This is a genomic window from Streptomyces sp. NPDC002680, assembly GCF_042889145.1.
Lineage (GTDB): Bacteria > Actinomycetota > Actinomycetes > Streptomycetales > Streptomycetaceae > Streptomyces > Streptomyces adonidis.
In genome coordinates, this window is record NZ_JBIAQP010000001.1 from 1,232,631 (window position 1) to 1,258,495 (window position 25,865).

Genomic DNA, 25,865 nt, shown 5'->3' on the forward strand with positions numbered 1-25,865 from the left:
CCGAACCGGCCACCCGCGCAACTCTCCGGCGAGGGCTCAGGCACACCAAGGACGGTGACCCATGGCGGACAGCGCCATGACCGCGACGTTCCTCGCCGTGATCGGCGGGGCGTCACTGCTCGCCGTGACCGCGCGCCGGCTGCGCCCGAACGACCGGCTGCCCTCGCTGGAGGGCTGGGCACTGGCCGACCGGAGTCTCGGCCCGGTGTGGACCTGGCTGCTCCTCGGCGGCACGATCTTCACCGCGTACACCTTCACCGCCGTGCCCGGACTGGCGTACGGAAACGGCGCGCCGGCGTTCTTCGCGGTGCCGTACACGGTGATCGTCTGCCCGCTGGCCTTCGTCCTCCTCACCCGGCTGTGGGCGGTGGCGCGGCGGCACGGTTACATCACGGCCGCCGATTTCGTGCGCGGGCGGTACGGTTCGCCTCCGCTGGCGCTGGTGGTGGCGCTGACCGGGATCCTCGCGACGATGCCGTATCTGGCGCTGCAACTCCTGGGCATACGAGCCGTGTTGACGGCCGGGGGTCTGTATCCGCGGGGCGCGGCCGGGGACCTGGTCATGGTGGCGCTGTTCGCGGGGCTCGCGGTGGCGACGTACCGGCACGGGCTGCGCGCGCCCGCCGTCATCTCGGCGCTCAAGGCGGTGGCCGTCTTCGTGTCGCTGACCGCCGTGTGCTGGCTGGTGCTCGACCGGTTCGACGGGCCCGGCGCGGTCTTCGACGGGGCGGCGCGCCGGCTCGGCGGCACGGACGCCGCCCACTCGCCCCTGCTCCTCTCCCCCGAGCAGCAGCCGGCCTACGCCACGCTCGCCCTGGGCTCGGCACTGGCGCTGCTGATGTACCCACACGTCCTCACCGCCGGTTTCGCGGCCGACGGCACGCGTACCGTCCGCAAGGTCGCCGTGTCGCTGCCCGCGTGGACGGGGCTCCTTGCACTCTTCGGTTTCCTCGGCATCGCGGCCCTGGCGGCGGGGGTCCAGGCACCGGAGGGCGGTGCCGAGGCGGCTGTGCCGATGCTGGTCGACCAGCTGATGCCGGGGCCGCTGGCGGGCCTGGTGTTCGGCGCGATCACCGTGGGGGCACTGGTCCCGGCGGCAGTGATGTCAATCGCCGCCGCCACCAGTTTCGTACGCAATGTGTACGTCGAGTACGTGCATCCGACGGCCACGCCCAAGCGGCAGGTGCGCATCGCCAAGGCGGTGTCGCTCACCGCGAAGGTGGGGGCGGTGGCGTTCGTGTTCGGGCTGCGCGACCAGGACGCCGTCAATCTCCAACTCCTCGGCGGCGTCTGGATCCTGCAGATCTTCCCGGCCGTCGCCGTCGGGCTCTACAGCGGTCGGCTGCATCCGCGTGCGCTGCTCGCCGGGTGGGCCGTCGGCATGGTGGCCGGAACGTTCATGGTGGTGCGCGAGGGCTTCTCGTCCATCGTGGCGTTCGGCACCGACGACCAGCCCCTCCAGATCTACGCAGGTCTGGCCGCCCTTCTGCTCAATCTGGCCGTCGCCGTCCTCGGCACGGCGGCCCTCGAACGTCTCGGCGTCCCGCGCGGCGCCGACGCGACCGACCTGCCGTCCCGCCTGATCGTCAGGCGGCGCCCCGAGACGGGAGCGAACAACCCGTGAGACGCAGAGAGCCCACACGCCTGCCGGTGCTGCCACCGGGGGCCGTCGCCGCCCCGTCGGTTCCCCGGCCCGCCGCCGCGAACGAGATCCTGGCCCCGGTGGTCGGCGATCCGGCCGACCTCGAACGCGAGACCGCCCTCGCCAGCCTGTTCGAGCTGCACTACGCCTCGATGCTGCGGCTGGCCGTCCTGCTCGGCGCGGACGACCCGGAGAACGTGGTGGCCGAGGCCTACTACCAGCTCTACCGGAAGTGGCGGCGGCTGCGGGAGACGGAGGCCGCGGAGGCGTATCTGCGCTCCACGGTGTGCAATCTGACCCGGATGCGCATACGCCACCTCCAGGTCGCCCGCCGGCACGTGGAGAACCCGCCTCCGCCGGAGGACTCGGTCGCCTCCGCCGAGAGCACCGCTCTCCTCCACGACGACCAGCGCGTACTGATCGGCGCCCTCCAGCAGTTGCCCGCCCGGCAACGCGAGGCGCTGGTCCTACGCCACTGGCTGGGCCTCAAGGAGAGCGAGATCGCCGCCGCGATGGGCATCTCCTGCGGCTCGGTCAAGACACACACCGCACGCGGCATCGCCGCTCTGACCCAGGCGATGGAGACACGGCGATGACCAACGACCACTTCACAGAACAGGACCGTACGGAACGGGAGTTGCGGGCCGCCCTGGAGACCCTGGCCGACGGAGTGAGTGCCGCACCCACCCCCGACGCCTACCGCACGGCACGGGGCGACTGGCTACGCCGGGAGCGACGCCGCCGACTCGTCCTGGCCGTACTGATCACCGTCGTCTTCACCCTCGCCACCCTGATCGGCCTATGGGTCCTCAACCACGCCCCGTCCGAACCGGGCGTCATCTTCTCCGGCACGCGAAGCGCGATGATCCCGGGCACGATGTCGGGCACCTCGCCCTGACCGACCAAGGGTCACGGGGAACTGCGCGACCAGCCACGACGGCGCCGCACCGAACCAAACAACCCCTCGCGCCACTCCCCTACCGGCGCCGCCAAGGCAACGCCTCCTGATCATCCTCAGCAGCATCAACACGCCGCAACGCCCCGTTGATCGCCTCCGGCGTTCGCGAGGTTCATGTCCGACCGCGCGGCCGTCGAACGCTTCCGCTCCCAGGTCGAGTTGTACTTCGGCCGGGTCGAGGGCGCCGACCCGGGCGACCCGACGGGCACGCTCGGCCGCACTCCCGGAGGCTTCTGACTACTGCCGAGCGCTCCGCGCCCCTTCGGAGGTGCGGGGCGGCGGCTCATCCACCGCGTGGATGAGCCGGATACGGGATTCGGATCGCGTGGAGGATGGCGACGCGGCGTACGACGACCCATAGTCGTCCCTACCCGCACGCCGCTGTCCGGACCAGCCGCCGTCGTGCGGCCGTCCGCAGCATGCCGGGCGCCGTCGGCGCCCGTGAGAACCGGCATGCCCGCTCCCTCATACCGTCCCTGGAGTCGCCATGCCCGGTCCCGTTCCGCTGCCCCCTTCCGCCACGGTCGACGACGACGCGCCGTCCTCCCTGGAGGTCTCGGGCCCGGCCCATCTGCTGCGCGTGACCCTGCTGATGGCGGGCAGCTGTCTGCCGATCCTGGGCGCGGTACTGATCGCCCCGGTGCTGCCGAAGATGCAGGACCACTTCGCGTCGGTCCCCGGCGCCAAGGCGCTGGTGCCTCTCGCGCTGACCGTTCCGGCGCTGGCGCTGGCGCTGCTGGCCCCGTTCGCCGGGGTGGTCGTGGACCGGGTGGGCCGCAAACGCCTGCTGATCGTGGCGACCCTGCTGTACGCCGTGTTCGGCACGGCTCCGCTCTGGCTGGAATCGCTGGGCGGCATCATCGCCAGCCGCGCCCTGGTCGGGATCACGGAGGCCGCGATCATGACGTGCTGCACGACCCTGATCGGCGACTACTACTCCGGTCGCCGGCGCGTGAAGTACCTCGCCCTGCAGACCATGTGCGCCTCGGCGTCGGCCACCGCCTTCTTCGTGATCGGCGGCGCCGCCGGATCGGCGGGCTGGCGTGTGCCGTTCTGGGTGTACGCGGTGAGCCTGGCGCTCGCTCCGCTGATGGCCGCCGCGCTGCCCAACCCGGCGGCTCGACCGACCGCCGGTATCGGGATCGCGGCCGGGACGGAGGCCCACCGTCCCTTCCCCTGGCGGCAGTTGGGAGGCATCTGTGCGCTGACCTTCTTCGGGGCGATGGTCTTCTACACCGTCCCCGTGGAGATGGCGTACCTCCTCGACGACCTCGGCGTGGAGAACTCCGGTGTGATCGGCCTGTCCACCGCGATCGCCAGTGCCGCCACCGTCGGCGGCGCGGTCACGTTCGCCCGCCTGGGACGCTCCCCCGACCCGATGCTGCCCGCCGTACTCACGGTCTGCGCCGCCGGTTTCGGGCTGATGTTCCTCGCGGGCAGCGCCCCGCTGCTGGTCGTCGGCGCGGTCGTCAACTGCGTGGGCACCGGCATGCTCCTGCCGGCCCTCCTGACCAGCGCGATGTCCCGCCTCGATTTCGAGGACCGCGGGCGCGGGACGGGGCTGTGGATGGCGGCGTTCTTCGGCGGGGAGTTCATCTGCCCGCTGGTGCTTCTGGCGGGCGAATCGGCGGTGGGGAGCTTGGCGGGTGCGGTGGGCTTGCTGGGCCTCGCCACGGCCTTCGTTGCAATCGGACTGAGGGCAGGACAGCCCACCTAAGGGGCGCGGGGAACTGCGCGAGCAACCACGTACGACCCGCAGTCGCGTCTGCTGCGGACTGTGAGTCGGCGGGTGCGGCTTGGTGGGTGGCTGGTCGCGCAGTTCCCCGCGCCCCTAGGCGGGTCCAGTGAGCGTCGCTCCCACAGCGGCCGCCTTCTGGCGGAGCCAGATGTGCGCCGCGTCCTGCGCATGCACCGGATGCCACCACAACGCCTCCCGCACGGGAACCGCCTCGAACGGGCAGGCCAGGACCCGCACCGCCGCGGCGCGGACCGCCTTGCGGGCCAGGCGCTCCTGGATCATCGCGACCCGACGGGTGCCCTCGACCATGTGGGGCAGCAACTGGAAGGTCTGCACCGAGACCTCCGTCCGGGGGCTGATCCCTATCATGCTGAGCTGCCGGGCGACCGGGGCGTCGTAAGGGCGCTGGTAGACCGCCCAGGGCAGCCGCGCCAGCTGGTCCAAGGTCAGCTCGTCGCCGACCTCCGGGTTGTCGTCGGCGACCATGCACAGCCAGCGGTCCTGGTGCAGGTCGACCGCGGGGAAGCCGTCGATCACGCCGTGCGGCATCAGCAGTCCGTCGACGGTGCTCAGCAGGGTGGCGGTGTTCTCCTGGACGGACGGCGCCGGGTGCTGGAAGGTGAGCCGGATGCCGGGCGCCTCCTCGTGCAGGGCTCGGGCGAGCGCGGCACCGAAGACGGCGGCCCCGTAGTCGGAGGCGAGCAGCGTGAACTCGCGGGACTCGGCGGCCGGGTCGAAGTCGGCCTGGCTGGCGAAGACCCGCTCCAGCAGGTCGCACGCGGTGGCGCTGCGGTCCCGCAGGGCGGTGCCGAGCGGGGTCAGCTCGTAGGAGTTGCCGGTCCGGGCGAGCAGTTCGTCGTCGAAGTGACGGCGCAGCCGGGACAGCGCCGCGCTCATCGCGGGCTGGCTGAGGCCGATGCGCTCACCCGCCCGGGTGACGTTGCGCTCCTCAAGCAGCGCACGCAGGGCGAGGACCAGATTGAGGTCGAGTCTGGACAGGTTCACCGGGTACCGCCTAGCGAGCGAGAGCCATCCATGCCATGGATTCGGCACATACAGAAGATTGATTTCCGTGATCAGTGGTTCGAGGTCAGAGTAGACCGCACCCCAGCAGAAGGACATCTGATGGCAACGCTCGCGCAACCTGTCGGCCCGTTCGCGCTCGGCACGTTCTCCGTACCGGACGGGGAGCCGTTCCCCGGTCTCCTGGTCGAGGACCGGGTGCTCGACCTGAGCACGGCCCTGGACCGGGCGCCGTCCGGCGTCCGCGCCGTGGTGGAGCAGTGGGAGGAGACCCTCCCACTACTGCACGCCCTCGCCACGGACGCCGACACCGCCCTCGGATGGCGCCCGCTGGAGGGCCTGCGGGTGCACGCCCCGCTGGAGCCCCGGCAGATCTTCCAGTCCGGCGCCAACTACCGGCAGCACGTGATCGACCTGGAGGTCGCCCACCGCTCCCCCGACGATCCGCGCACGGTCGAGGAGGCGCGGGCCGAGATCGCCGCGGTCATGGACCGCCGGGCGGCCGAGGACCTGCCGTACGTGTTCATCGGCCTGCCGAGCGCGATCACGGGCCCGTACGACGATGTCGTACTGCCGTCCTGGGCCGAACAGCCCGACTGGGAGCTGGAGTTGGCGGTCGTCATCGCCAAGCCGGCCCATCAGGTGCCGGTGACGGAGGCGCTGGAGTACGTCGCCGGGTACACGATCGCCAACGACCTCACCGACCGCGCCACCGTGTTCCGCCGGGACATGAAGGCCATCGGCACCGACTGGCTGCGCAGCAAGAACGCCCCCGGGTTCACCCCGCTCGGCCCCTGGCTCGTACCGGCCGGGTCGATCGCGGACACCGACGACCTGCGGGTCACCCTCAGGCTCAACGGCGAGACCATGCAGGACGAGTCCACCAAGGACATGCTCTTCGGTGTGGCACGGCTGGTGTCGTACATCTCGCGGACCGCCCAACTCCTGCCCGGCGATCTGGTGTTGACCGGCAGCCCGGCCGGGAACGGCATCCACTGGGGACGGCTGCTGCGCGACGGCGACGTCATGGAGGGCTCGATCACCGGTCTGGGCGTCCAGCGCACCCGCTGTACGGCGGAGGAGCCGTCATGAGCCTCGACCACCTCGACCCGGAGGGCGCTATCGCCGAGGCCGCCAAGTCGTACTCCAACTGGGGGCGTTGGGGCGCGGACGACGTGCTGGGCACCCTCAACTTCCTCGACGAGGCCAAACGGCGCGAAGGTGCCGCGCTCGTCCGACGGGGCGTCAGTTTCTCGCTCTCGCAGCGGTTCGACATGAACGGGCCGCAGAAGGGCTGGCGCCGGCGCACCAACCCCGTGCACACCATGCTCGACACCGGCACCGACGCGGCCCTCGGCAACCAGGGCTTCCCGCACGGCATCGGCGGCGCCGACGACGTGATCGCGATGCCGTTGCAGTGCTCCACCCAGTGGGACGGGCTCGGGCACATCTTCGACCACGGCAAGGCGTGGAACGGCCGGGCGGCCGAGAAGGTGGTCACCTCCGACGGCGACCTCGTCACCGGCATCGAGCACATGGCGCCGTATGTCGCCGGACGCGGCGTACTCCTCGACGTCGGCCAAGTCATCGGCGAGCGGGGCGAGTTGCCCGACGGCTTCGCCATCACCGAGGAGCACCTGAACACCACCGCCGAGGCGCACGGGGTGACCGTCGGCCGGGGCGACATCGTCCTCGTCCGCACCGGACAGCTCGCCCGCGCCCGGCGCGAGGGCTGGGGCGACTACGCGGGCGGTCCCGCACCAGGTCTGTCGTTCACCACGGCGGGCTGGCTGCACCGCACCGAGATCGCCGCGATCGCCACCGACACGTGGGGCTTCGAGGTACGGCCGAACGAGTTCGAGCAAGCCTTCCAGCCACTGCACCAGGTCGTCATCCCCAACATCGGCCTGCTGATCGGCGAGATGTGGGACCTGGACACCCTGGCAGCCGACTGCGCCGAGGACGGCACATACGAGTTCTGGCTCACGGCCGCCCCACTACCCATAACCGGCGCCGTCGGCTCCCCCGTGAATCCCCTAGCGGTGAAGTAGCCCGAGGAGTCGCCGGGGGCCGAAGTCCGGCGCGGGATCGGCGCCCCAAAGGGGCGCGGGGAACTGCGCGACCAGCCACAACGAACCCGCACCCTACGTACCGCCCTCACAGCGGTGCACCCCGCACGCCGCCGCACAATGCCGTGCGGCCCCACCCCGGGAGGTAACCCCAACATGGCCAACCGCCTCACCCGCACCGCACTGATCATCGGCGGAGGAACCTCCGGCAACACCCTCACCGTCCTCCTCCGCCGAGCCGGCATCGCGGTAGACCTCGTCGAGGCAAGCCCCGACTGGAAGGCCGCCGCCGGTTCCGGCATCACCCTCCAGGGCAACGCCCTGCGCGTGCTCCGCGAGGTCGGGGTCCTCGCCGGCATCGAGAAGGACGGCTACGCGGCCGACGGCGTCGCCATCCTCACCCCCGACGGCACCGTGCTGCACACCCACGACGAACTCCGCACCGGCGGCGAGGACCTGCCCGCCCACATCGGCATGCAGCGGCCGAGGCTCCAGCAGCTCCTCATCGACCAGGTACGCACCTCGGGCGCCGAGGTCCGCCTCGGCACGACGGCCACCGCCTTCGAGCAGGACGGCGAGGGCGTGGACGTGACCTTCTCGGACGGCACGAGCCGCCGCTACGACCTGGTGGTCGGTGCCGACGGACTGCACTCCACCACCCGCGACATGATCGGCATCGCCGAGAGACCCGAACCCACCGGCATGGGCATCTGGCGCGCCCCCGCGCCCCGCCCGGCCGGCGTCAGCCGCACCGAGATGATGTACGGCGGCCGCTGTTTCATCGCCGGGTACTGCCCGACCAGCGAGGACACGGTCTACGCCTATCTCGTGGAGTGGGCCCGCGACCGGGCCTCGCTGGACCCCGGCGCGTACGCCGACGAGATGCGAGCGCTCAGCGAGGGCTACGGCGGGGCGTGGGCGGAGATCCGCACCGCGTTCACCGATCCGAAGGCCGTCAACTACGCCTGTTTCGACCGGCTGTTGGTCGAGGGCCCGTGGCACCGCGGGCGGGTGGTGCTGGTCGGTGACGCCGTGCACTGCTGTCCGCCCACGCTCGCCCAGGGCGCCGCGATGTCCCTCGAAGACGTCCTGGTCCTCGCCGAGTTGCTGACCGGCCGCGACGACTGGGACGACCAGCTCCTCACCGACTACCGCGCCCGCCGGCTGCCCCGGGTGCGCATGGTCGTCGACGCCTCCGTCCAGGTCGCCCGGTGGCTGCTCGACAGGGCGCCCGACCAGGAGCGCGGCATGGATGTGGCGGCACTGATGGGCCGCACGATGAGCGCCCTCAAGGAACTTCCGTGACCGAGCCCCTCTCACCCCCGACGATCGACGTCCACGCCCATCTCCTCCTCCCGGAGGTCGAGGAGGTCGTCGCCGGCCGGCCCGGTCTCGCCGAGGCCCGCGCACTCGACGCCCGCCGCAACGGCCGGGCGGCCCTGGCCGTCAACGGTCCCATGGTCGGTACGCGCGTGCCGAGGCTGACGGACGTCACCGCGCGTCTCGCCGCCATGGACGCGCAGGGCGTGGACATCCAGCTGGTCAGCCCGTCCCCGTCGCACTACCACTACTGGGCGGAGCCACAACTGGCCGAGAGGGTCAGTCAGTTGGCCAACGAGGGCACCGCCGCGCACTGTGCGAAGGCCCCCGATCGGCTGCACGGCCTCGGCCTGGTACCGCTCCAACACCCCGGCCTCACGGCGGAGTTGCTCGACCACGCGCTCGAACAGGGCCTGAAGGGCGTGGAGATCTCCTCGCACGCGCCCGGTCACGAGCTGTCGGATCCGGCGTACGAACCCTTCTGGTCACGGGCGGAGGAGACGGGTGCCGTCCTCTTCCTGCACCCCTTCGGCTGCACGCTCGACGAGCGGCTCGACCAGTGGTACCTGTCCAACACCGTCGGCCAGCCCACCGAGAACGCGGTCGCCCTCTCCCAGCTGATCTTCTCCGGCGTTCTGGACCGCCATCCGGGCCTGAAGCTGATCGCGGCGCACGGCGGCGGCTATCTGCCGACCCACGTCGGCCGCTCCGACCACGCCTGGCGGGTCCGCCCCGACGCCCGGGACTGCGAGCGGGAACCGAGCAGCTATCTCAGGCGGCTGTACTTCGACTCGCTCGTCCACGACCCGTACGTACTGCGGGAGTTGATCCGTGCCGTCGGCGCCGACCGGGTTCTGCTCGGCTCCGACTTCCCCTTCGACATGGGCACCGACGACCCGCTGGGCGCGCTGCGCACGGCCGGTCTGCCCGACCACGACTTCCACGCGGTGCGGGGCGGCAACGCCGCCGCCCTGCTCAACCTCGTCCGAGGAGGAACCCCCCATGAGTGACCGTCCGCTCACGCACCTCCGGCACGTCGACCTCGCCGTGCCCGACTACGACAAGCAGCTCGACTTCTACGCCGGTGTGTGGGGCCTGACCAAGGTCGCCGAGGACTCCGGGATCTCCTTCCTGGCCGCCGAGGGCTCGCCCGAGCAGTACGTCGTACGGCTGCGGAAGGCCGACGAGAAGCGGCTCGACCTGGTGTCCTACGGTGCCGGGAGCGCGGCGGACGTGGACGCTCTCGCCGAGCAACTGCTCGCCGATGGCGTCCAGTTGGTCTCGCGGCCCGGCAAGGTGGACACGCCCGGCGGCGGTTACGGCTTCCGCTTCTTCGACATCGACGGGCGCACGATCGAGGTCTCCGCCGACGTCGAGGTCAGGCAGCACCGCCGGATCGAGGAGAAGGAGGCGATCCCGGTCAAGCTGTCGCACGTCGTCCTCAACTCGCCGGACCTGGACAGGACCCGCGAGTGGTACGAGCGTCATCTCGGCTTCCGCCACTCCGACACGCTCAGCTCGCCGTACGTCGGTGACGTCATGCACTTCATGCGGATCAGCAACCAGCACCACTCCATGGCCATCGCGAAGGGCCCGCACACCTCCCTGCACCATGTCTCCTTCGAGATGCGCGGCCTGGACGAGTACATGCGCGGCTCCGGCCGGGTGATGCGGGCCGGCTTCCAGAAGGTCTGGGGCCCGGGCCGGCACATGGCGGGCGACAACACCTTCACGTACTTCCTCGACCCGCACGGCAACACGGTCGAGTACACAACGGAGTTGGAGCTGCTCGACGAGGACACCTGGCATCCCCACGTCTACGACTTCTCGCAGCCCGAGGTCACCGACCAGTGGGGCACGGCGAACCCGATGAACGAACTGGTCGCCAAGGAGTCCTTCAACGACGTCGACCGCGGGGTGTTCGTCGCCCCGCCGGTCTGAGAGGCAACTCATGCGCATCGCCACTTACTTGCACGAGGGGCGTCGCCACTGCGGCATCGTGGAAGGCAACGCCGTACGAGCCCTCCCGGACGGCACGTCACCGCTCGAAGCAGTCGGCACCCGCCCCGTGGGCGCGCCCGTCCCCCTGTCGGAGGTACGGCTGCTGCCGCCGCTCCAGCCGCCCACCGTGCGGGACTTCGTCACCTTCGAGGAGCACGTCGAGGGCGTACGACGGTCGGTGAACGGGGCCGCCGGGGTGCCGGAGCAGTGGTACGCGGCCCCGACCTTCTACTTCACCAACCCGTACGCCGTGTACGGCGCGCACGACGACATCCCGATGCCGCCGGGGTCGAGCGTGCTCGACTTCGAACTGGAGGTCGCCGCCGTGATCGGCAAGGAGGGCCGCGACCTCACCCCCGAGCAGGCCCGTGAACACATCGTCGGCTACACGGTCCTCAACGACTGGTCCGCCCGCGATCTCCAGTCGGCCGAGATGAGGGTGGGCCTCGGCCCCTGCAAGGGCAAGGACACCGCCTCCACGCTGGGCCCGTACCTGGTCACCGCCGACGAGCTCGAGAACTACCGCGACTCGGACGGCTTTCTGCGCCTGGAGCTGACGGCGGCGGTGAACGGCGCGATCGTCGGCAAGGACCTGCTGTCCAACATGAGCTGGACGTTCGAGGAGATGGTCGCCTACGCCTCACGCGGCACGGTGGTCCGCCCCGGCGACGTCCTCGGCTCGGGCACCTGCGGCAACGGCGGGTGTCTGGCGGAGCTGTGGGGCGTACGAGGCCACCGGGACCCGGCGCCGCTCGGGCCAGGGGACACGGTGACGCTCACTGTCGAGGGCATCGGCAGCGTCTCCAACACCGTGGTCGCCGGGGCCGATCCGGTGCCGGTGCCGGTCGCCCGGCGACGACTGCGGGAGCGGCCGTGACCGACACGAACCGGCAGAGGCTCCTCGGCAAGGTCGTGGTCGTCACGGGCGCGGCCGGCGGTCAGGGTGCCGCCGAGGCCGAGGCGCTGACCCAGGAGGGCGCCCGGGTGATCGCCACCGACGTGACCGAGGCACCCGGCTGCCGCCGCCTCGACGTCACCGTCGAGAAGGAGTGGGCCGAACTCGCCGCCGAACTGCGGGAGTCGTACGGGCAGGTGCACGGTCTGGTCAACAACGCGGGCGTCACCTGGCGGGCCCGTATGGACGACGTGCGCCCCGAGGACATGGCCCGGGTCCACGCGGTCAACGTCACCGGTCCTCTGCTGGGCATCCAGCATCTCGTGCCGTTGATGCGGCCGGGGGCGTCGATCGTGAACGTCGGTTCGTCGGCGGCGCTCACCGCCCACTATCCCGTCGCGTACACGGCCAGCAAGTGGGCGTTGCGCGGCCTGACGAGGACCGCCGCCATGGAAATGGGGCCGCGCGGCATCCGCGTGAACATCGTCCACCCCGGCTTCATCGAGACGGACATGACCGCCTTCGCCGCACCGGGATTCCGTGAGGCGAACCTCCTCGGGACACCCCTCGGCCGCACCGGGAGCGTCGACGACATCGCCCCGCTCGTGACGTTCCTGCTGTCCGACGACGCCTCCTTCATCACCGGCGCCGAGATCCCGGTCGACGGCGGCCTCACAGCGCACGGCGGCGCCAAGCCGATCTCGGACGCCGTAGGCCAGTAGGCAGGCGCACAGCAAGAGCAGAGCAGAAAGGCCCAACTCCCCCATGGACAAGGTCCGTGCGAGCGCCGCCGAGGCGGTCGCCGACATACCCGACGGCGCGTCGCTGGCCGTCGGCGGTTTCGGTCTCAGCGGCATCCCCAATGTGCTCATCCGGGCCCTGCACGCGCAGGGCACCACCGGCCTGAAGGTCGTGTCGAACAACTGCGGTGTGGACGGGCGCGGACTCGGAGTCCTGCTGGCCGACGGCCGGATCGCCCGGGTGACCGGCAGCTATGTCGGCGAGAACAAGGAGTTCGCCCGGCAGTACCTGTCGGGCGAACTGGAGGTGGAACTCGTACCCCAGGGCACGCTGGCCGAGCGGCTGCGCGCCGGCGGAGCGGGCATACCGGCGTTCTACACCCCGGCGGGGGTGGGCACCCAGGTGGCCAAGGGCGGGCTGCCCTGGCGCTACGCGTCCGACGGCACGGTCGCGGTGGCCTCCCCGCCCAAGGAGACCCGGGACTTCGCGGGCCGCGCGTACGTCCTGGAGCACGGCATCACCACCGACTTCGCCCTCGTACGGGCCTGGCGCGGCGACCGCCACGGCAACCTGGTCTTCCGCAGGTCCGCCGCCAACTTCAACCCGCCTGCCGCGATGGCCGGCCGGATCACCGTGGCGGAGGTCGAACAGCTCGTGGAACCGGGCGAGTTGAGCCCCGACGAGGTGCATCTGCCGGGCGTCTTCGTCCAGCGGGTGGTGGAGCTGACGGCAGCCGAGGCGGCCGACAAGCAGACAGAACACCTTTTGATTTCCGCGTCTTCGACACGAGGGACCGTACGCGCATGAGCACCACCCTCGGCACGCGACTGGGCTGGACCCGGGACGAGATGGCCGCCCGCGCCGCCGCCGAACTCACCGACGGCTCCTACGTCAATCTCGGCATCGGTCTGCCCACCCTGATCCCCGGCCATCTCCCGCCGGGCGTCCAGGTGGTCCTGCACTCGGAGAACGGCATCCTGGGCACCGGCCCGTACCCGGCCGAGGACGAGGTCGACCCTGATCTCATCAACGCGGGCAAGGAGACGGTCACCGTCCTGCCCGGCGCCTCCTTCTTCGACTCGACGCTCTCCTTCGGCATGATCCGGGGCGGCCACATCGACACCGCCGTGCTCGGCGCCATGCAGGTGTCCGCCGCCGGCGACCTGGCCAACTGGATGATCCCCGGCAAGATGGTCAAGGGCATGGGCGGTGCGATGGACCTGGTCCACGGGGCCCGTCGCGTGATCGTCCTGATGGAGCACACCGCCAAGGACGGCACCCCGAAGATCGTCAAGGAGTGCACACTGCCGCTCACCGGCGAGGCCTGCGTCCACCGGATCATCACCGACCTCGGCGTCCTCGACGTCACGCCGGAGGGCCTCGTACTCGTGGAGTGCGCACCGGGTGTGACGGCCGAGGCCATCGCGGACCGCACGGACGCCCCCTTGATCCGCAGACCCTGATGCTCCGCAGCCCCGGACACCCGGGCCCCGGAGACGCAAGAGCGTCGCCCGACAGGCTCCCTTGCCCTCCCCCTCCCACCCACCTAGCCTGGCTTTGTGCCGCTGATAAACAAATCCCGGACGGACGACAGCACCACCCCCGACAACACCCTCACCCGCCTCCGCACCGCCATCACCGTCTTCTTCGCCCTCGACGGCTTCGTCTTCGCCGGCTGGGTCGTCCGCATCCCGGCCATCAAGGAGCAGACCGACGCCTCCGCCGGCGCCCTGGGCCTCGCTCTTCTCGGCGTCTCCGGCGGAGCCGTCGTCACGATGATCCTCACCGGCCGCCTCTGCCGTCGTTACGGCAACCACCGGGTCACCGTCGTCTGCGCCGTCCTCCTCTGCCTCAGCGTCGCTCTGCCACCGCTCACCCACTCCGCCCCGGCGCTCGGCGCCGTCCTGCTGATCTTCGGCATGGCCTTCGGCGGCATCAACGTCGCCTTCAACAGCGCGGCCGTCGACTTGGTACGGGTCCTGCGACGGCCGATCATGCCCAGCTTCCACGCCGCGTTCAGTCTCGGCGGCATGATCGGCGCCGGGCTCGGCGGGCTCGTGGCCGGGGCGCTGTCCCCCACGCGACATCTGCTCGGCCTCACCGTGATCGGACTGCTCGTCACCGCCCTGGCGGGCCGCACCCTGCTGAGCATCCAGCCCCCGGCACCACCGGAGAGCGCGGTACGGAAAGAACACAAGGAGTCGGTGCCACAGCGCCTGGACAGCCGCACACGTGGACTCGTCATCGTCTTCGGCCTGATCGCCCTGTGCACGGCCTACGGCGAAGGAGCCCTCGCCGACTGGAGCGCCCTGCACCTCGAACAGGATCTGCACGCGTCGCCGGGCATCGCGGCTGTCGGCTATTCCTGCTTCGCACTCGCCATGACCATCGGCCGGCTCACCGGCACGAGGCTGCTCGAACGGCTGGGCCAGACCCGTACCTTGATATCCGGCGGCACGACCGCCGCCGCCGGCATGCTCCTCGGCGCGCTCGCCCCGTCCCTGTGGGCGGCGCTCCTCGGCTTCGTGGTCACCGGGCTCGGTCTCGCCAATCTCTTCCCCGTCGCCGTCGAACGCGCGGGTGCGTTGGCCGGCCCCGACGGAGTCGCGGTCGCGTCCACGCTCGGCTACGGCGGCATGCTGCTGGGACCACCCGCCATCGGGTTCATGGCGGAGTGGTTCTCGCTCCCCGCCGCCCTCACCAGCGTCGCGGCACTGGCCGCCACGGCAGCCGTGATCGGCTTCGTCACCCGCCGCGCGACTTCGGCGTCGTGATGTCCGGGGCCGGGACTTCACAAGGGTGTCGCGGCCGCCGCTGACGACCGCTTCGATACTCGGGCCGGACGGTTTCGCCCCGGCGACGCGCGGACGACGGCGTACCGCCGGGGTCACGGACGAAGCCCAGGCCAGGCGTCCCGCCGCCCGGGTTCCTCAGCGCGCAGGGTCGCCCCCGCCGACCCAGACCCCTCGCGGGCTCAGCGCTCGGCCGGAGCCAGCACCACGAAGTCCGCGTTCGCCGGATCGAGGCAGACCGCCAGCCGACCGACACCCTCCGCGTCGTCCGGCCCCATCCGCACGCTGCCGCCGTTCTCGGTGACCTTGGCGACCGCGGCGTCGCAGTCGGTGACCGCGAAGACCGGATGCCAGTACGGCCGCCCGTCCGCCAGGGCGAGATCCTCCGCGCGGACCTGCATCAGGCCGCCCTGCATACGCTCCTCGGGAAGCCCGGGAGCGGTGATGAGGGTGTACGAGCCCCCGCCGCCCGGCATCTCCATCTCGCTGTACCACCAGTCGAAGACACTGCTGTAGAACTCCTTGGCGGCAGCGGCGTCACGCGTGTACAGCTCGGCCCAGGTCAGGGAGCCCGGCTCGTCGGCCAGCTCGAAACCCGAGTTCTTCCCCGCCTGCCAGACCGCGAACTGGCCGCCCAGCGGATCGCTGAACTGGGCCATCCGCCCCCAGTCGTCGAGGTCCCTCGGCGCCAGCCGCACCGTGCCGCCCGCGCGCTCCACGGCCCGGGTCGTGGCGTCCGCGTCGGTGACGGCGTAGTAGATCATCCAGGCGGAGCGAGCGCCCTCCTCCGTCAGCTTGCCGAGCCCGGCGACGACCTTGCCGTCCTTCCGGAACATCCCGCCTTCCATGTCCTCCCCCGCGCCCATGGACTCGTACTCCCAGCCGAGCACCGCGCCGTAGAAGGCTGCGGCGGCGGGGACATCGGGGGTGCCGAGGTCGAGCCAACAGGGGGAGCCGGGTGCGAGGTCGGTGGTGATCACGGCGATTCCCTTTCGCAGATCGTTGTGCCACCACCCTGACACCCACCACTGACAATCGCGCGTCGACCACTTCACGGCGCGGACACCTGGCCCGCAGTCGCTCCCTGTCCGCGATCACGCCACGAAACCCGGTTGCCGGACCGCTGCACGACTGCGAAAGTCCTGGCCATGTCCGCCCTCTCAGTGCCCTTCTCCACGCGCTTCTCCGCGTACGACGGAACCGAACTGGCCTGTCGAGTGCTCGGGGAGGAGCTGGAGGGACCGCCGCTGGTCTGTCTGCCCGGCGGCCCGATGCAGGACTCCGTCTATCTCGGGGACCTCGGGGGCCTGTCCGCGCACCGGCGTCTGATCATGCTCGACCTCCGGGGCACCGGCCGCTCCGCCGTACCGCAGGACCCCGCGTCCTACCGCTGCGACCGTCTCGTCGACGACGTCGAGGCCCTGCGCGAGCACCTGGGCCTCGACCGGCTGGACCTGCTCGGCCACTCCGCAGGCACGAACCTGGCCCTGCTGTACGCCGCCCGTCACCCCGAGCGCGTCGGCAGGCTCGCACTGATCACCCCGAGCGTCCTGGCCCTCGGCATCACCATCGCCGGAAACGTCCGGGTCACGACGGCACGGCTGCGCCGGTACGAGCCCTGGTTCCCGGAGGCGTTCGCGGCCCTGGAGGCACTCGTCGCCGGACAGCCGGACGCCGACACCTTCCAGACCATCGCCCCGTTCTGGTACGGCCGTTGGGACGAGGCCGCCCGTACCCACCGCGCCGCGGAGGACCGGCAGCGCAACGACGAGGCCGCGGCCGTCTTCGCCTCCGAGGGCGCCTTCGACCCGGCGGCCACCCGGGCGGCGCTCGCCCGTCTCGCCTCACCGGTCCTCGTACTGGCCGGGGAGGTCGACCTCAACTCCCCACCGCCCGCGATGACCGAGATTCCGGACCTGTTCCCGCACGCCGAGCTGGTCGTCCAGCCGGGCGCCGGACACTTCCCGTGGCTCGACGACGCGAAGCAGTTCACGGCGACCACCGAAGCATTCCTGAGCTAGCGAACCACCGCAATCCCGAATGGAGACCGCCTTGATCGAGACCGCGCGATTCGTGGAAATCCTGGACTCGGAGGGCCAGTTGCTCGCCGCTGCCGCCGAACGGGCGGGCACCGGAGCCAAAGTGCCGACCTGCCCGGGCTGGGCGGTGCGCGACCTGGTGCTGCACACAGGTGCGGTGCACCGCTGGGCAACCACGTACGTCGCCGAGCGGCACACGTCGCCCTCCCCCTTCGGCGACCTGCCCGACCTCGACGGCAGCGCACTGCTCACCTGGTTCCGGGAGGGCCATCGCATCCTCGTCGACACCCTCGCCTCGGCCCCGCCCGACGTCGAGTGCTGGAGCTTTCTGCCCGCCTCCTCGCCCCTCGCGTTCTGGGCCCGTCGCCAGGCCCATGAGACGGCCGTCCACCGGGTGGACGCCGAATCCGCCCTCGGCGTCGCGCCCACCCCGCTCGCCCCGGACTTCGCCGCGGACGGCATCGACGAGCTGCTGCGCGGCTTCCACGCCCGCGCGAAGAGCCGAGTCCGCACGGACGAGCCCCGGACACTACGGGTCCGGGTGACCGACAGGGACGACGCGGTGTGGACCGTACGGCTGTCGTCGGAACCGCCGGCGGCCGAACGCACCACCGATCCGGAAGCGGATTGCGAGGTGGCCGGCCCTGCCGCCGCTCTCTACCTGGCCCTGTGGAACCGGCAGCCGTTCCCCGCCGTGACCGGCGACCCCGCGCTCGCCGCGCTCTGGGAGGAGAAGTCCGCCGTCATCTGACGCCGACCGAATTTTGTTGCATCAACATTAAATGCACTTACATTCAATGCATGCGCATGTACTGTCTTCGTCATGACCTCTCCGCTCACCACTCCGGCGACCGATGGACGCTGGACTCCCCGCCTGTGGGGCACCCTGCTGGTGCTCTGCGCCGCGATGTTCCTGGACGCGCTGGACGTGTCGATGGTCGGCGTCGCGCTCCCGTCCATCGGCTCCGAACTCGGCCTCTCCACCTCGACGCTGCAATGGATCGTCAGCGGCTACATCCTGGGATACGGCGGACTCCTGCTCCTCGGCGGCCGGACCGCCGACCTGCTCGGCCGCCGTCAGGTGTTCCTGGTGGCCCTCGGTGTCTTCGCGCTGGCCTCGCTGCTCGGCGGGCTCGTCGACTCGGGCCCGCTGCTGATCGCCAGCCGCTTCATCAAGGGCCTCAGCGCCGCCTTCACCGCCCCGGCCGGCCTGTCCATCATCACCACGACCTTCGCCGAGGGCCCGCTGCGCAACCGGGCCCTGTCCATCTACACCACCTGCGCGGCCACCGGCTTCTCGATGGGCCTGGTGCTCTCCGGCCTGCTCACCGAGGCGAGTTGGCGCCTGACGATGCTGCTGCCCGCGCCGGTCGCGGTACTCGCCCTGATCGCGGGTCTCAAGCTGCTGCCGCGCAGCGAACGCGAGAAGGACCACAACGGCTACGACATCCCCGGCGCGATCCTCGGCACCGCCTCGATGCTGCTGCTGGTCTTCACCGTCGTGCAGGCCCCGGAGGTCGGCTGGGCCTCGGCCCGCACACTGCTCTCCTTCCTCGCCGTCGCCGTACTGCTGACCGTCTTCGTCCGCGTCGAGCAGCGCTCCGCCGGACCGCTGATCCGGCTCGGTGTGCTGCGCTCAGGACCCCAGATCCGCGCCCAGCTCGGTGCGATGGCGCTCTTCGGCTCGTACGTCGGATTCCAGTTCCTGGTCACCCTGTACATGCAGTCGCTGCTCGGCTGGTCGGCGCTGCACACAGCGCTCGCCTTCCTCCCCGCGGGAGCGATCGTCGCTCTGTCCGCGACGAAGATGGGCTCGATCGTCGACCGGTTCGGCACCCAGCGGCTGATCGTGGCGGGCTTCGCCCTGATGATCACCGGGTACGCCCTGTTCCTGCGCGTCAGCCTGGACCCGAGCTACGCCACCCTGATCCTGCCGTCGATGGTGCTGATCGGCGGGGCCTTCGCCCTGGTCTTCCCGTCGCTCAACATCCAGGCCACGAACGGCGTCGACGACCATGAACAGGGCATGGTCTCCGGCCTGTTGAACACCTCGGTCCAGGTGGGCGGCGCGATCTTCCTGGCCGTCGTGACAGCGGTGGTCACCGCGGGCACCCCCGACAACCCCTCACCGCAGGCAGTCCTCGACGCCTACCGCCCCGGCCTGATCGTGGTGACGGGCATCGCCCTCGCCGGCCTGCTGGTCACACTCCCCGGTCTGCGCACCCGGAGGCCGGGACAGTCCGTCGTCGTCGCCAAGTCCCTTCAGCGACAGGAGGAGACGACCACCGAGCGCGTCACGGCCCGCGACTAGGGAACCTCTCAGCATCCGAGCCCGGCCGGGGTTGCTTGCCCGGCCGGGCACCCGCCTGTTTCACTCGCCGGATGGACAACTGCGGAGCCGGTGAGCTCAGCCCAGCCACCCCGGCCTGACCAACCCCGACTCATAGGCCAGCACGACCAGTTGGGCCCGGTCGCGGGCGCCCAGCTTCACCATCGTGCGGCTCACATGGGTCTTCGCGGTGAGCGGGCTGACGACCAGGCGGCGGGCGATCTCCTCGTTGGACAGGCCGATGCCGACCAGGGCCATCACCTCCCGTTCCCGTTCGGTGAGTCGGGACAGAGCGTCAGCGGCAGCCGGTTCCTTCGAACGGGCGGCGAACTCGCCGATCAGGCGCCGGGTGACCCCCGGCGAGAGCAGCGCGTCACCCGCGACCACCGCCCTTACGGCGCGCAGGAGTTCGTCCGGCTCGGTGTCCTTGACCAGAAAGCCGGAAGCACCGCAGCGGATCGCCTCGAAGACGTACTCGTCGAGTTCGAAGGTGGTCAACATGACCACCCTGACATCGTTCAGCGCCGCGTCGTCCGTGATCCCGCGGGTCGCGGCCAGCCCGTCCAGCACGGGCATCCGGATGTCCATCAGGACGACATCGGGGCGCAGTTCGCGTACGCCCCGCAGCGCCTCCTCCCCGTCGGAGGCCTCCCCGGCCACCTCGATGTCGGGCTGCGCGTCGAGCAGCGCCCTGAACCCCGCGCGGACCAACGACTGGTCGTCGGCGAGCAGTACACGGATCACCGGTCCTCCTTCGCCTTCAGTAGTGGCTCCACTTTGAGCGGCAGCACCGCCAGCACCCGGAAACCGCCGTCCGCGCGCGGCCCCGCCTCGATCGTGCCACCGAGGGCGGCGGCCCGCTCCCGCATCCCGGCCAGCCCGTTCCCACTGCCGCCCGCGTCGGCGCCGGTCGCGGGCCCGTCGTCGTCGACCCGCAGCCGCAGTGCGCCGTCCGCCTCGTCGACATCGACCCGCACACGCGCGTGCCGCGAACCGGAATGCCGTACGACATTGGTGAGGGCCTCCTGGACGATCCGGAAGGCGGCGAGATCGGCACCCGGCGACAGCTTCGGCGCCTCGCCCCGCACCTCCACGGTCAGCCCGGCCCCCGCCGCCTGCTCCACCAGCTCGGGCAGCCGGTCGAGCCCCGGCGCCGGAGCGCGCGGCGCGTCACCCGGCGTACGCAGCGTGTCGAGCACCTGACGTACCTCCCCGAGCGCCTCCTTGCTGGCCGCCTTGATGGTGGTGAGCGCGGTGCGGGCCTGCTCGGGGTCGGAGTCGAGCAGCGCGAGACCGACCCCGGCCTGCACGTTGATGACCGAAATGCTGTGCGCGAGTACGTCGTGCAGCTCGCGCGCGATCCGCAGCCGCTCCTCGTCCGCGCGCCGCCGGGCGGCCTGGGCGCGCTCGGCCCGCTCCCGGTCCCACTGCTCCCGCCGCGCCCGGACCAGTTCGGCGACCGCGACGATCGCCACCACCCAGGCGGCGACGACGATCTCCTGGCCCCAGGCGGCGGGCTCGTCCCCGGACGGCGGCAGCCACCGGTACAGCCAGTGCGCGATCAGCACATGCCCGGCCCAGAGCATCCCGACGGCCGCCCAGGCCGCCTTGCGGTGCCCGGCGACGACAGCGCTGAAGCAGCCCAGGGCGACGGTCAGGAAGACCGGCCCGTACGGATATCCGGCGCCGAGATAGACCATGGCCGCCGTCGCGGTGCCGAAGGCGACCAGCACCGGGTGCCGGTGCCGCCACAGCAGCAGTCCCGAACCGACGACGAGCAGGATGCGCGCGAAGAGGTCCAGGTCGGCGCGCTCACCCACCTGCTGTTCGGCGGCGTACTTCGAACCGGCGAGCACGAAGACGGTCAGCAGCACGGTGGAACGCCAGGGCCACCGGCCGACGCCCTGTTCCGTCCAGGGCCCGCCTTCCCCGTCACCGCGGTTCCACCACGGAGGCCCGTGCCCCCACCACCGGGGCGGGCCTCCCCCGCGTCCGCGTACGCGCTGCTCGTCCATGTCAGCCACGCTAGACGGCACCACGCGGCGACGGCGTCCGCCGGACGAGGTGATCAGCCGTACTCCCCGGGAAGTACGAGGCCGCCGGTCGTCTACCGCTTCTCCGGGAACACCAGCCCCACCCCGTGCGCGATCCGGCTCACGGAGTGCCGGAAGAACGTCTCGCGGTCCTCCACGACGCGGTTGAACTGGCCGAACAGCTCGAACCCGACCAGCCCGTACACCTGGGCCCACGCCGCGACGAGCGCCGCCACCACCTCCGCCGGAAGGTCGGGGGCGAGATCGGCGGCCAACCGCTCGGCCTCCGGGCGCAGTTCGGCGGGGACCGGGGTACGCGCCACACCGACGGTGCGGTGGGCGTCCCGCACGATGCCGATCAGCAGCAGGCCGACGCGCGCGGCGGCCGGCACCGTCGTGTCGGGCGCCTTGTAGCCGGGGACGGGCGAGCCGTAGATCAGCGCGTACTCGTGGGGATGCCCGAGCGCCCAGCGGCGCACCGCCTCGCACACCGCGACCCAGCGGCGCAGCGGGCCGGCGCCGGCGTCCACGACGACGGCGTGGGCGGTCTCGGCGGCCTCGCCCAGGGAGTCGTAGGCGTCGATGATGAGAGCGGTCAGCAGGTCGTCACGGCTGGGGAAGTAGCGGTACAGCGCGGAGGAGACCATGTCGAGTTCACGGGCGACGGCGCGCAGCGAGAGCTTGGCGGCGCCTTCCGCCGCGAGCTGTCTGCGCGCCTCGTCCTTGATCGCCGACGTGACCTCGATCCGGGCGCGGGCGCGGGCTCCTTGTGCGGTGCTCATACGTGCGAGTGTTCCATGTTTTCGGAGCAGTGCGCACAAACGAGAGCACCGAACCAAAAAGAGAGCAGTGCTCTTGCTTTGGATCACCGATCTCCGACAGACTGCTCTCAAGCGAGAGCAGTGCTCTCGCAAGCACCACTCCCGTACGACCTGATTCCACACACGACCTGACTCCCGGAGGACACCATGTCGTCGCCGTCGGCCCACTACATCAAGCCCAATGCCTTCGACCGGGCCACGAACAACCTCATCGGCTGGCTCGCACGGCGCGGCGTGAGCCTCATGGGCAGCGCCGAGCTGTCCGTGCTCGGCCGCAAGAGCGGCGAGTGGCGCAAGGTGCCCGTCAACCCGCTGCCGTACGAGGGCGGCCCGTACCTCGTCTCGGCGCGCGGGCACTCCGAGTGGGTGCGGAACATGCGCGCCGCCGGCGGCGGACGGCTCAAGGTCGGCCGCCGCGTCCAGGAGTTCACCGCGGTCGAGCTGCCGGACGCGGAGAAGACGGTCGTGCTGCGCACCTACCTCAAGAAGTGGGGCTGGGAGGTGGGGCGTTTCTTCGGCGACGTCAACGCCGACTCCACCGACGAGGAACTGCTCGCCGCCGCCCCCAAGCACCCCGTCTTCCGGATCACCGTCAAACCGTGAACACCCCGCGTGACCTGTACGGCGGTCAGGGCCGGTCGAGCGCGGTCAGGGCGCGCCCGGCCATCGGGTGGGTGCGCACCAGCTCGCCCAGTGAGGTGGAGCCGCGGGTGATGTCCCGGAAGGCGTTCCACGCGGGCCGGAAGCCGGTCAGGGCCGCGTGGAAGACGCCGGGGCGCCGCTCGAACGCCTTCAGCATGCTCCGGCCGACGGCCATCTCGACGCCGAGCCCCGCCTTGATCGCGAACGCGTAGTTCAGGGCCTGGCGGCGCGTGTCCACGGCGTCGTGCGCCTCCGCGATCCGGACCGCCCACTCCCCCGCGAGCCGCCCCGAGCGCAGCGCGAACGAGATGCCCTCGCGGGTCCACGGCTCCAGCAGGCCGGCCGCGTCCCCGCAGACCAGTACCCGGCCGCGCGAGAGCGGCGAGTCGTCGGCGCGGCAGCGCGTCAAGTGGCCGGAGGAGATGCTCGGTTCGAAGCCGGACAGCCCCAGCCGGGCGACGAAGTCCTCCAAGTACCGCTTGGTGGCCGCGCCTTCACCGCGCGCGGAGATCACGCCCACGGTCAGCGTGTCCCCCTTGGGGAACACCCACCCGTAGCTGCCGGGCATCGGGCCCCAGTCGATGAGCACCCGCCCCTGCCAGTCCTCCGCAACCGTCTCCGGCACCGGGATCTCCGCCTCCAGGCCGAGATCCACCTGGTCGAGTTTCACCCCGACGTGTGCTCCTATGCGGCTGGCGCTGCCGTCGGCGCCCACGACCGCACGGGCCAGCACGGTCTCGCCGCCCTGCAGGACGACGGCGACCGTCCGCCGGTCCGGCACCGCCGAGCCGTGCTGCTCGACCCGCGTCACCGTGACGCCCGTACGCAGTTCGGCGCCCGCCTTCTGGGCGTGCTCGACGAGCTGCTGGTCGAACTCGGGCCGGTTGATCAGGCCGAACAGCATCTGCTTGGAGCGGCGGGTGCGGGTGAAGCGGCCGTTGTTGGAGAACGTGACCGCGTGCACCCGGTCCTGGAAGGGCAGTTCGAAACCGGGCGGCAGGGAGTCGCGCGAGGGGCCGATGATCCCGCCGCCGCACGTCTTGTAGCGCGGCAGTTCCGCTTTCTCCAGCAACAGCACACTGCGGCCCGCGACCGCCGCCGCATACGCGGCCGAAGCCCCCGCGGGTCCCGCGCCCACAACAACGACGTCCCACACCCGCGCCACGTCGTCCGCCGAAGAGTTCTCGCTGCTCACGATGGTCTGCTGCTCCTGATCCACGCGCCTGCCGCACCTGTTCCTCCGCATCCTACGGCGGGCGTCGCCACAGTCCGCTGTGGGAGGATCACAGGACTTCTTCCGTACAACGTCGCACCCACAAGGAGCGTGCCCATGTCCTCGAATCCGGTCGCCGAGACCGTCGCCTCCCTCATGCCGAGGGCTCGGGCGGAGCTGACCGAACTGGTGGCGTTCAAATCGGTGGCGGACTTCGAGCAGTTCCCGAAGAGCGAGAGCGAGGGCGCCGCGAACTGGGTCGCCGACGCGCTGCGCGCCGACGGATTCCAGGACGTGGCCCTGCTCGACACCCCGGACGGCACGCAGTCGGTGTACGGCTACCTGCCCGGCCCCGAGGGCGCGAAAACGGTTCTCCTCTACGCCCACTACGACGTGCAGCCACCGCTCGACGAGAACGCGTGGGTGTCCCCGCCGTTCGAGCTGACCGAGCGCGACGGCCGCTGGTACGGGCGCGGTGCCGCCGACTGCAAGGGCGGCTTCATCATGCACCTGCTCGCGCTGCGCGCCCTCAAGGCGAACGGCGGCGTCCCGGTCAACGTCAAGGTGATCGCCGAGGGTTCGGAGGAAATGGGCACGGGCGGCCTGGAGCGGTACGCCGAGGAACACCCGGAGCTGCTCGCCGCCGACACGATCGTCATCGGCGACGCCGGCAACTTCCGGGTCGGTCTGCCGACGGTCACCGCGACACTGCGCGGCATGACCCTCGTACGCCTCCGGATCGACACCCTCGAAGGCAACCTGCACTCGGGCCAGTTCGGCGGGGCCGCGCCGGACGCGCTCGCCGCGCTGATCCGCGTACTCGACTCCCTGCGTGCCGAGGACGGTTCGACAACGGTCGACGGGCTCAAGGACGAGACGTCGTGGGACGGACTGACGTACGACGAGGAGCAGTTCCGCAAGGACGCCAAGGTGCTCGACGGCGTCGAACTGATCGGCTCCGGCTCGGTCGCCGACCGCATCTGGGCGCGCCCGGCGGTCACGGTCCTCGGCATCGACTGCCCGCCGGTGGTCGGCGCCACTCCGTCCGTGCAGGCGAGCGCACGCGCGCTGGTCAGCCTGCGGGTGCCGCCGGGCGTGGACGCGGCGGCGGCGACCAAGCTCCTTGAGGCGCATCTGGCGGCACACACACCGTGGGGCGCGCGGGTGAGCACGGAACAGATCGGCCAGGGCCAGCCGTTCCGCGCGGACACCGCCAGCCCGGCGTACGCGGCGATGGCCGAGGCCATGGCGGTCGCGTACCCGGGCCAGGAGATGCAGTACGCGGGCCAGGGCGGCTCGATCCCCCTCTGCAACACACTCGCGTCGCTCTACCCGCAGGCGGAGATCCTCCTGATCGGCCTGAGCGAACCGGAAGCCCAGATCCACGCGGTGAACGAAAGCGTCTCCCCGGAGGAACTGGAACGCCTGTCGGTGGCCGAGGCCCTGTTCCTCCGAAACTACGCGGCATCCTGAACCACCCGGAACAACCGAACCCCCGGCACAGCCCGGCGGGCGGCACAGCCCGGCGGGCGGCACAGCCCGGCGGGCGGCACAGCCCGGCGGGCGGCACAGCCCGGCGGGCGGCACAGCCCGGCGGGCGGCACAGCCC

The 25,865-nt window shown here is 71.2% G+C and carries 26 protein-coding genes; 20 read left to right on the plus strand and 6 right to left on the minus strand.

Features of this window, described 5'->3' with window-relative positions:
• Positions 1-61: 61 nt before the first annotated feature.
• The 5 genes from ACFYXF_RS05595 (at position 62) to ACFYXF_RS05615 (ending at position 4,317) form a co-directional block, all read left to right on the plus strand.
• Positions 62-1,624 carry a sodium:solute symporter gene (locus tag ACFYXF_RS05595; RefSeq protein ID WP_389348239.1) on the plus strand — a complete coding sequence of 521 codons (1,563 nt, stop codon included), beginning with the start codon at positions 62-64 and terminating at the stop codon, positions 1,622-1,624.
• Complete coding sequence (locus tag ACFYXF_RS05600; RefSeq protein ID WP_389348240.1) at positions 1,621-2,238, plus strand: SigE family RNA polymerase sigma factor; 618 nt, start codon at positions 1,621-1,623, stop codon at positions 2,236-2,238. Before ACFYXF_RS05595 ends, ACFYXF_RS05600 begins: the two co-directional genes overlap by 4 nt.
• Positions 2,235-2,540 (plus strand): hypothetical protein, encoded by a 306-nt coding sequence (locus ACFYXF_RS05605; protein ID WP_389348241.1) that lies wholly within the window; start codon positions 2,235-2,237, stop codon positions 2,538-2,540. The genes ACFYXF_RS05600 and ACFYXF_RS05605 overlap by 4 nt, the downstream gene beginning before the upstream one ends.
• A 174-nt stretch (positions 2,541-2,714) precedes the next feature.
• Positions 2,715-2,837 (plus strand): hypothetical protein, encoded by a 123-nt coding sequence (locus ACFYXF_RS05610; protein ID WP_389348242.1) that lies wholly within the window; start codon positions 2,715-2,717, stop codon positions 2,835-2,837.
• 250 nt (positions 2,838-3,087) lie between these two features.
• Positions 3,088-4,317 (plus strand): MFS transporter, encoded by a 1,230-nt coding sequence (locus tag ACFYXF_RS05615; protein WP_389348243.1) that lies wholly within the window; start codon positions 3,088-3,090, stop codon positions 4,315-4,317.
• A gap of 114 nt (positions 4,318-4,431) precedes the next feature.
• On the opposite strand, the gene ACFYXF_RS05620 is transcribed toward ACFYXF_RS05615, so the two are convergent.
• Entirely contained in the window at positions 4,432-5,343 is a 912-nt protein-coding gene (locus ACFYXF_RS05620) for a LysR family transcriptional regulator (protein ID WP_389348244.1), read from the minus strand.
• Positions 5,344-5,463: 120 nt separating this feature from the next.
• Between ACFYXF_RS05620 and ACFYXF_RS05625 the strand changes: the two genes are divergently transcribed.
• From ACFYXF_RS05625 to ACFYXF_RS05670, 10 genes are all read left to right on the plus strand, one after another.
• Positions 5,464-6,453, plus strand: coding sequence for a fumarylacetoacetate hydrolase family protein (locus ACFYXF_RS05625; RefSeq protein WP_389348245.1), 990 nt, complete (start codon positions 5,464-5,466; stop codon positions 6,451-6,453).
• Positions 6,450-7,412 (plus strand): cyclase family protein, encoded by a 963-nt coding sequence (locus tag ACFYXF_RS05630; protein ID WP_389348246.1) that lies wholly within the window; start codon positions 6,450-6,452, stop codon positions 7,410-7,412. Before ACFYXF_RS05625 ends, ACFYXF_RS05630 begins: the two co-directional genes overlap by 4 nt.
• Positions 7,413-7,586: 174 nt before the next feature.
• Complete coding sequence (locus ACFYXF_RS05635; protein WP_389348247.1) at positions 7,587-8,735, plus strand: FAD-dependent oxidoreductase; 1,149 nt, start codon at positions 7,587-7,589, stop codon at positions 8,733-8,735.
• Positions 8,732-9,760, plus strand: coding sequence for an amidohydrolase family protein (locus ACFYXF_RS05640; protein WP_389348248.1), 1,029 nt, complete (start codon positions 8,732-8,734; stop codon positions 9,758-9,760). Before ACFYXF_RS05635 ends, ACFYXF_RS05640 begins: the two co-directional genes overlap by 4 nt.
• Positions 9,753-10,691, plus strand: coding sequence for a VOC family protein (locus ACFYXF_RS05645; protein WP_389348249.1), 939 nt, complete (start codon positions 9,753-9,755; stop codon positions 10,689-10,691). Before ACFYXF_RS05640 ends, ACFYXF_RS05645 begins: the two co-directional genes overlap by 8 nt.
• Before the next feature lie 10 nt (positions 10,692-10,701).
• Complete coding sequence (locus tag ACFYXF_RS05650) at positions 10,702-11,628, plus strand: fumarylacetoacetate hydrolase family protein (protein WP_389348250.1); 927 nt, start codon at positions 10,702-10,704, stop codon at positions 11,626-11,628.
• Positions 11,625-12,368: an SDR family NAD(P)-dependent oxidoreductase gene (locus tag ACFYXF_RS05655; protein WP_389348251.1), complete on the plus strand. Its 744-nt coding sequence runs from the start codon at positions 11,625-11,627 to the stop codon at positions 12,366-12,368. The genes ACFYXF_RS05650 and ACFYXF_RS05655 overlap by 4 nt, the downstream gene beginning before the upstream one ends.
• A 43-nt stretch (positions 12,369-12,411) precedes the next feature.
• Positions 12,412-13,194 carry a CoA transferase subunit A gene (locus tag ACFYXF_RS05660; RefSeq protein WP_389348252.1) on the plus strand — a complete coding sequence of 261 codons (783 nt, stop codon included), beginning with the start codon at positions 12,412-12,414 and terminating at the stop codon, positions 13,192-13,194.
• A 20-nt stretch (positions 13,195-13,214) separates the two neighbouring features.
• Positions 13,215-13,850: a CoA transferase subunit B gene (locus ACFYXF_RS05665; protein ID WP_389348471.1), complete on the plus strand. Its 636-nt coding sequence runs from the start codon at positions 13,215-13,217 to the stop codon at positions 13,848-13,850.
• Between the two features lie 96 nt (positions 13,851-13,946).
• Complete coding sequence (locus ACFYXF_RS05670; protein WP_389348253.1) at positions 13,947-15,161, plus strand: MFS transporter; 1,215 nt, start codon at positions 13,947-13,949, stop codon at positions 15,159-15,161.
• A 200-nt stretch (positions 15,162-15,361) separates the two neighbouring features.
• Here ACFYXF_RS05670 and ACFYXF_RS05675 read toward each other — a convergent pair whose 3' ends face one another.
• Positions 15,362-16,159: a VOC family protein gene (locus ACFYXF_RS05675; protein ID WP_389348254.1), complete on the minus strand. Its 798-nt coding sequence runs from the start codon at positions 16,157-16,159 to the stop codon at positions 15,362-15,364.
• 168 nt (positions 16,160-16,327) lie between these two features.
• Here ACFYXF_RS05675 and ACFYXF_RS05680 point away from each other — a divergent pair, with 168 nt between their 5' ends.
• The 3 genes from ACFYXF_RS05680 to ACFYXF_RS05690 all read left to right on the plus strand — a co-directional run bounded on the left by ACFYXF_RS05680 (position 16,328) and on the right by ACFYXF_RS05690 (position 19,529).
• Positions 16,328-17,200: an alpha/beta fold hydrolase gene (locus ACFYXF_RS05680; protein ID WP_389348255.1), complete on the plus strand. Its 873-nt coding sequence runs from the start codon at positions 16,328-16,330 to the stop codon at positions 17,198-17,200.
• Between the two features lie 34 nt (positions 17,201-17,234).
• On the plus strand, positions 17,235-17,969 hold the full coding sequence (locus ACFYXF_RS05685; RefSeq protein WP_389348472.1) for a maleylpyruvate isomerase family mycothiol-dependent enzyme: 735 nt from the start codon (positions 17,235-17,237) through the stop codon (positions 17,967-17,969).
• 72 nt (positions 17,970-18,041) lie between these two features.
• Positions 18,042-19,529 carry an MFS transporter gene (locus ACFYXF_RS05690; protein WP_389348256.1) on the plus strand — a complete coding sequence of 496 codons (1,488 nt, stop codon included), beginning with the start codon at positions 18,042-18,044 and terminating at the stop codon, positions 19,527-19,529.
• A 96-nt stretch (positions 19,530-19,625) separates the two neighbouring features.
• Here ACFYXF_RS05690 and ACFYXF_RS05695 read toward each other — a convergent pair whose 3' ends face one another.
• The 3 genes from ACFYXF_RS05695 to ACFYXF_RS05705 all read right to left on the minus strand — a co-directional run bounded on the left by ACFYXF_RS05695 (position 19,626) and on the right by ACFYXF_RS05705 (position 22,362).
• The gene (locus ACFYXF_RS05695) at positions 19,626-20,291 is read right to left on the minus strand and encodes a response regulator (protein ID WP_389348257.1); all 666 of its coding nucleotides are present in this window, start codon (positions 20,289-20,291) and stop codon (positions 19,626-19,628) included.
• Entirely contained in the window at positions 20,288-21,562 is a 1,275-nt protein-coding gene (locus ACFYXF_RS05700; RefSeq protein WP_389348258.1) for a sensor histidine kinase, read from the minus strand. The genes ACFYXF_RS05695 and ACFYXF_RS05700 overlap by 4 nt, the downstream gene beginning before the upstream one ends.
• Positions 21,563-21,654: 92 nt before the next feature.
• Positions 21,655-22,362, minus strand: coding sequence for a TetR/AcrR family transcriptional regulator (locus ACFYXF_RS05705; protein ID WP_389348259.1), 708 nt, complete (start codon positions 22,360-22,362; stop codon positions 21,655-21,657).
• Between the two features lie 186 nt (positions 22,363-22,548).
• Here ACFYXF_RS05705 and ACFYXF_RS05710 point away from each other — a divergent pair, with 186 nt between their 5' ends.
• Positions 22,549-23,004, plus strand: coding sequence for a nitroreductase family deazaflavin-dependent oxidoreductase (locus tag ACFYXF_RS05710; RefSeq protein ID WP_369031986.1), 456 nt, complete (start codon positions 22,549-22,551; stop codon positions 23,002-23,004).
• 25 nt (positions 23,005-23,029) lie between these two features.
• Here the strand turns inward: ACFYXF_RS05710 and ACFYXF_RS05715 are convergent, their stop codons facing one another.
• Positions 23,030-24,238 (minus strand): geranylgeranyl reductase family protein, encoded by a 1,209-nt coding sequence (locus ACFYXF_RS05715; RefSeq protein ID WP_389348473.1) that lies wholly within the window; start codon positions 24,236-24,238, stop codon positions 23,030-23,032.
• A 135-nt stretch (positions 24,239-24,373) separates the two neighbouring features.
• Here ACFYXF_RS05715 and ACFYXF_RS05720 point away from each other — a divergent pair, with 135 nt between their 5' ends.
• Positions 24,374-25,729, plus strand: a complete 1,356-nt coding sequence (locus tag ACFYXF_RS05720; RefSeq protein WP_389348260.1) for a dipeptidase — start codon at positions 24,374-24,376, stop codon at positions 25,727-25,729.
• Positions 25,730-25,865: the final 136 nt, after the last annotated feature.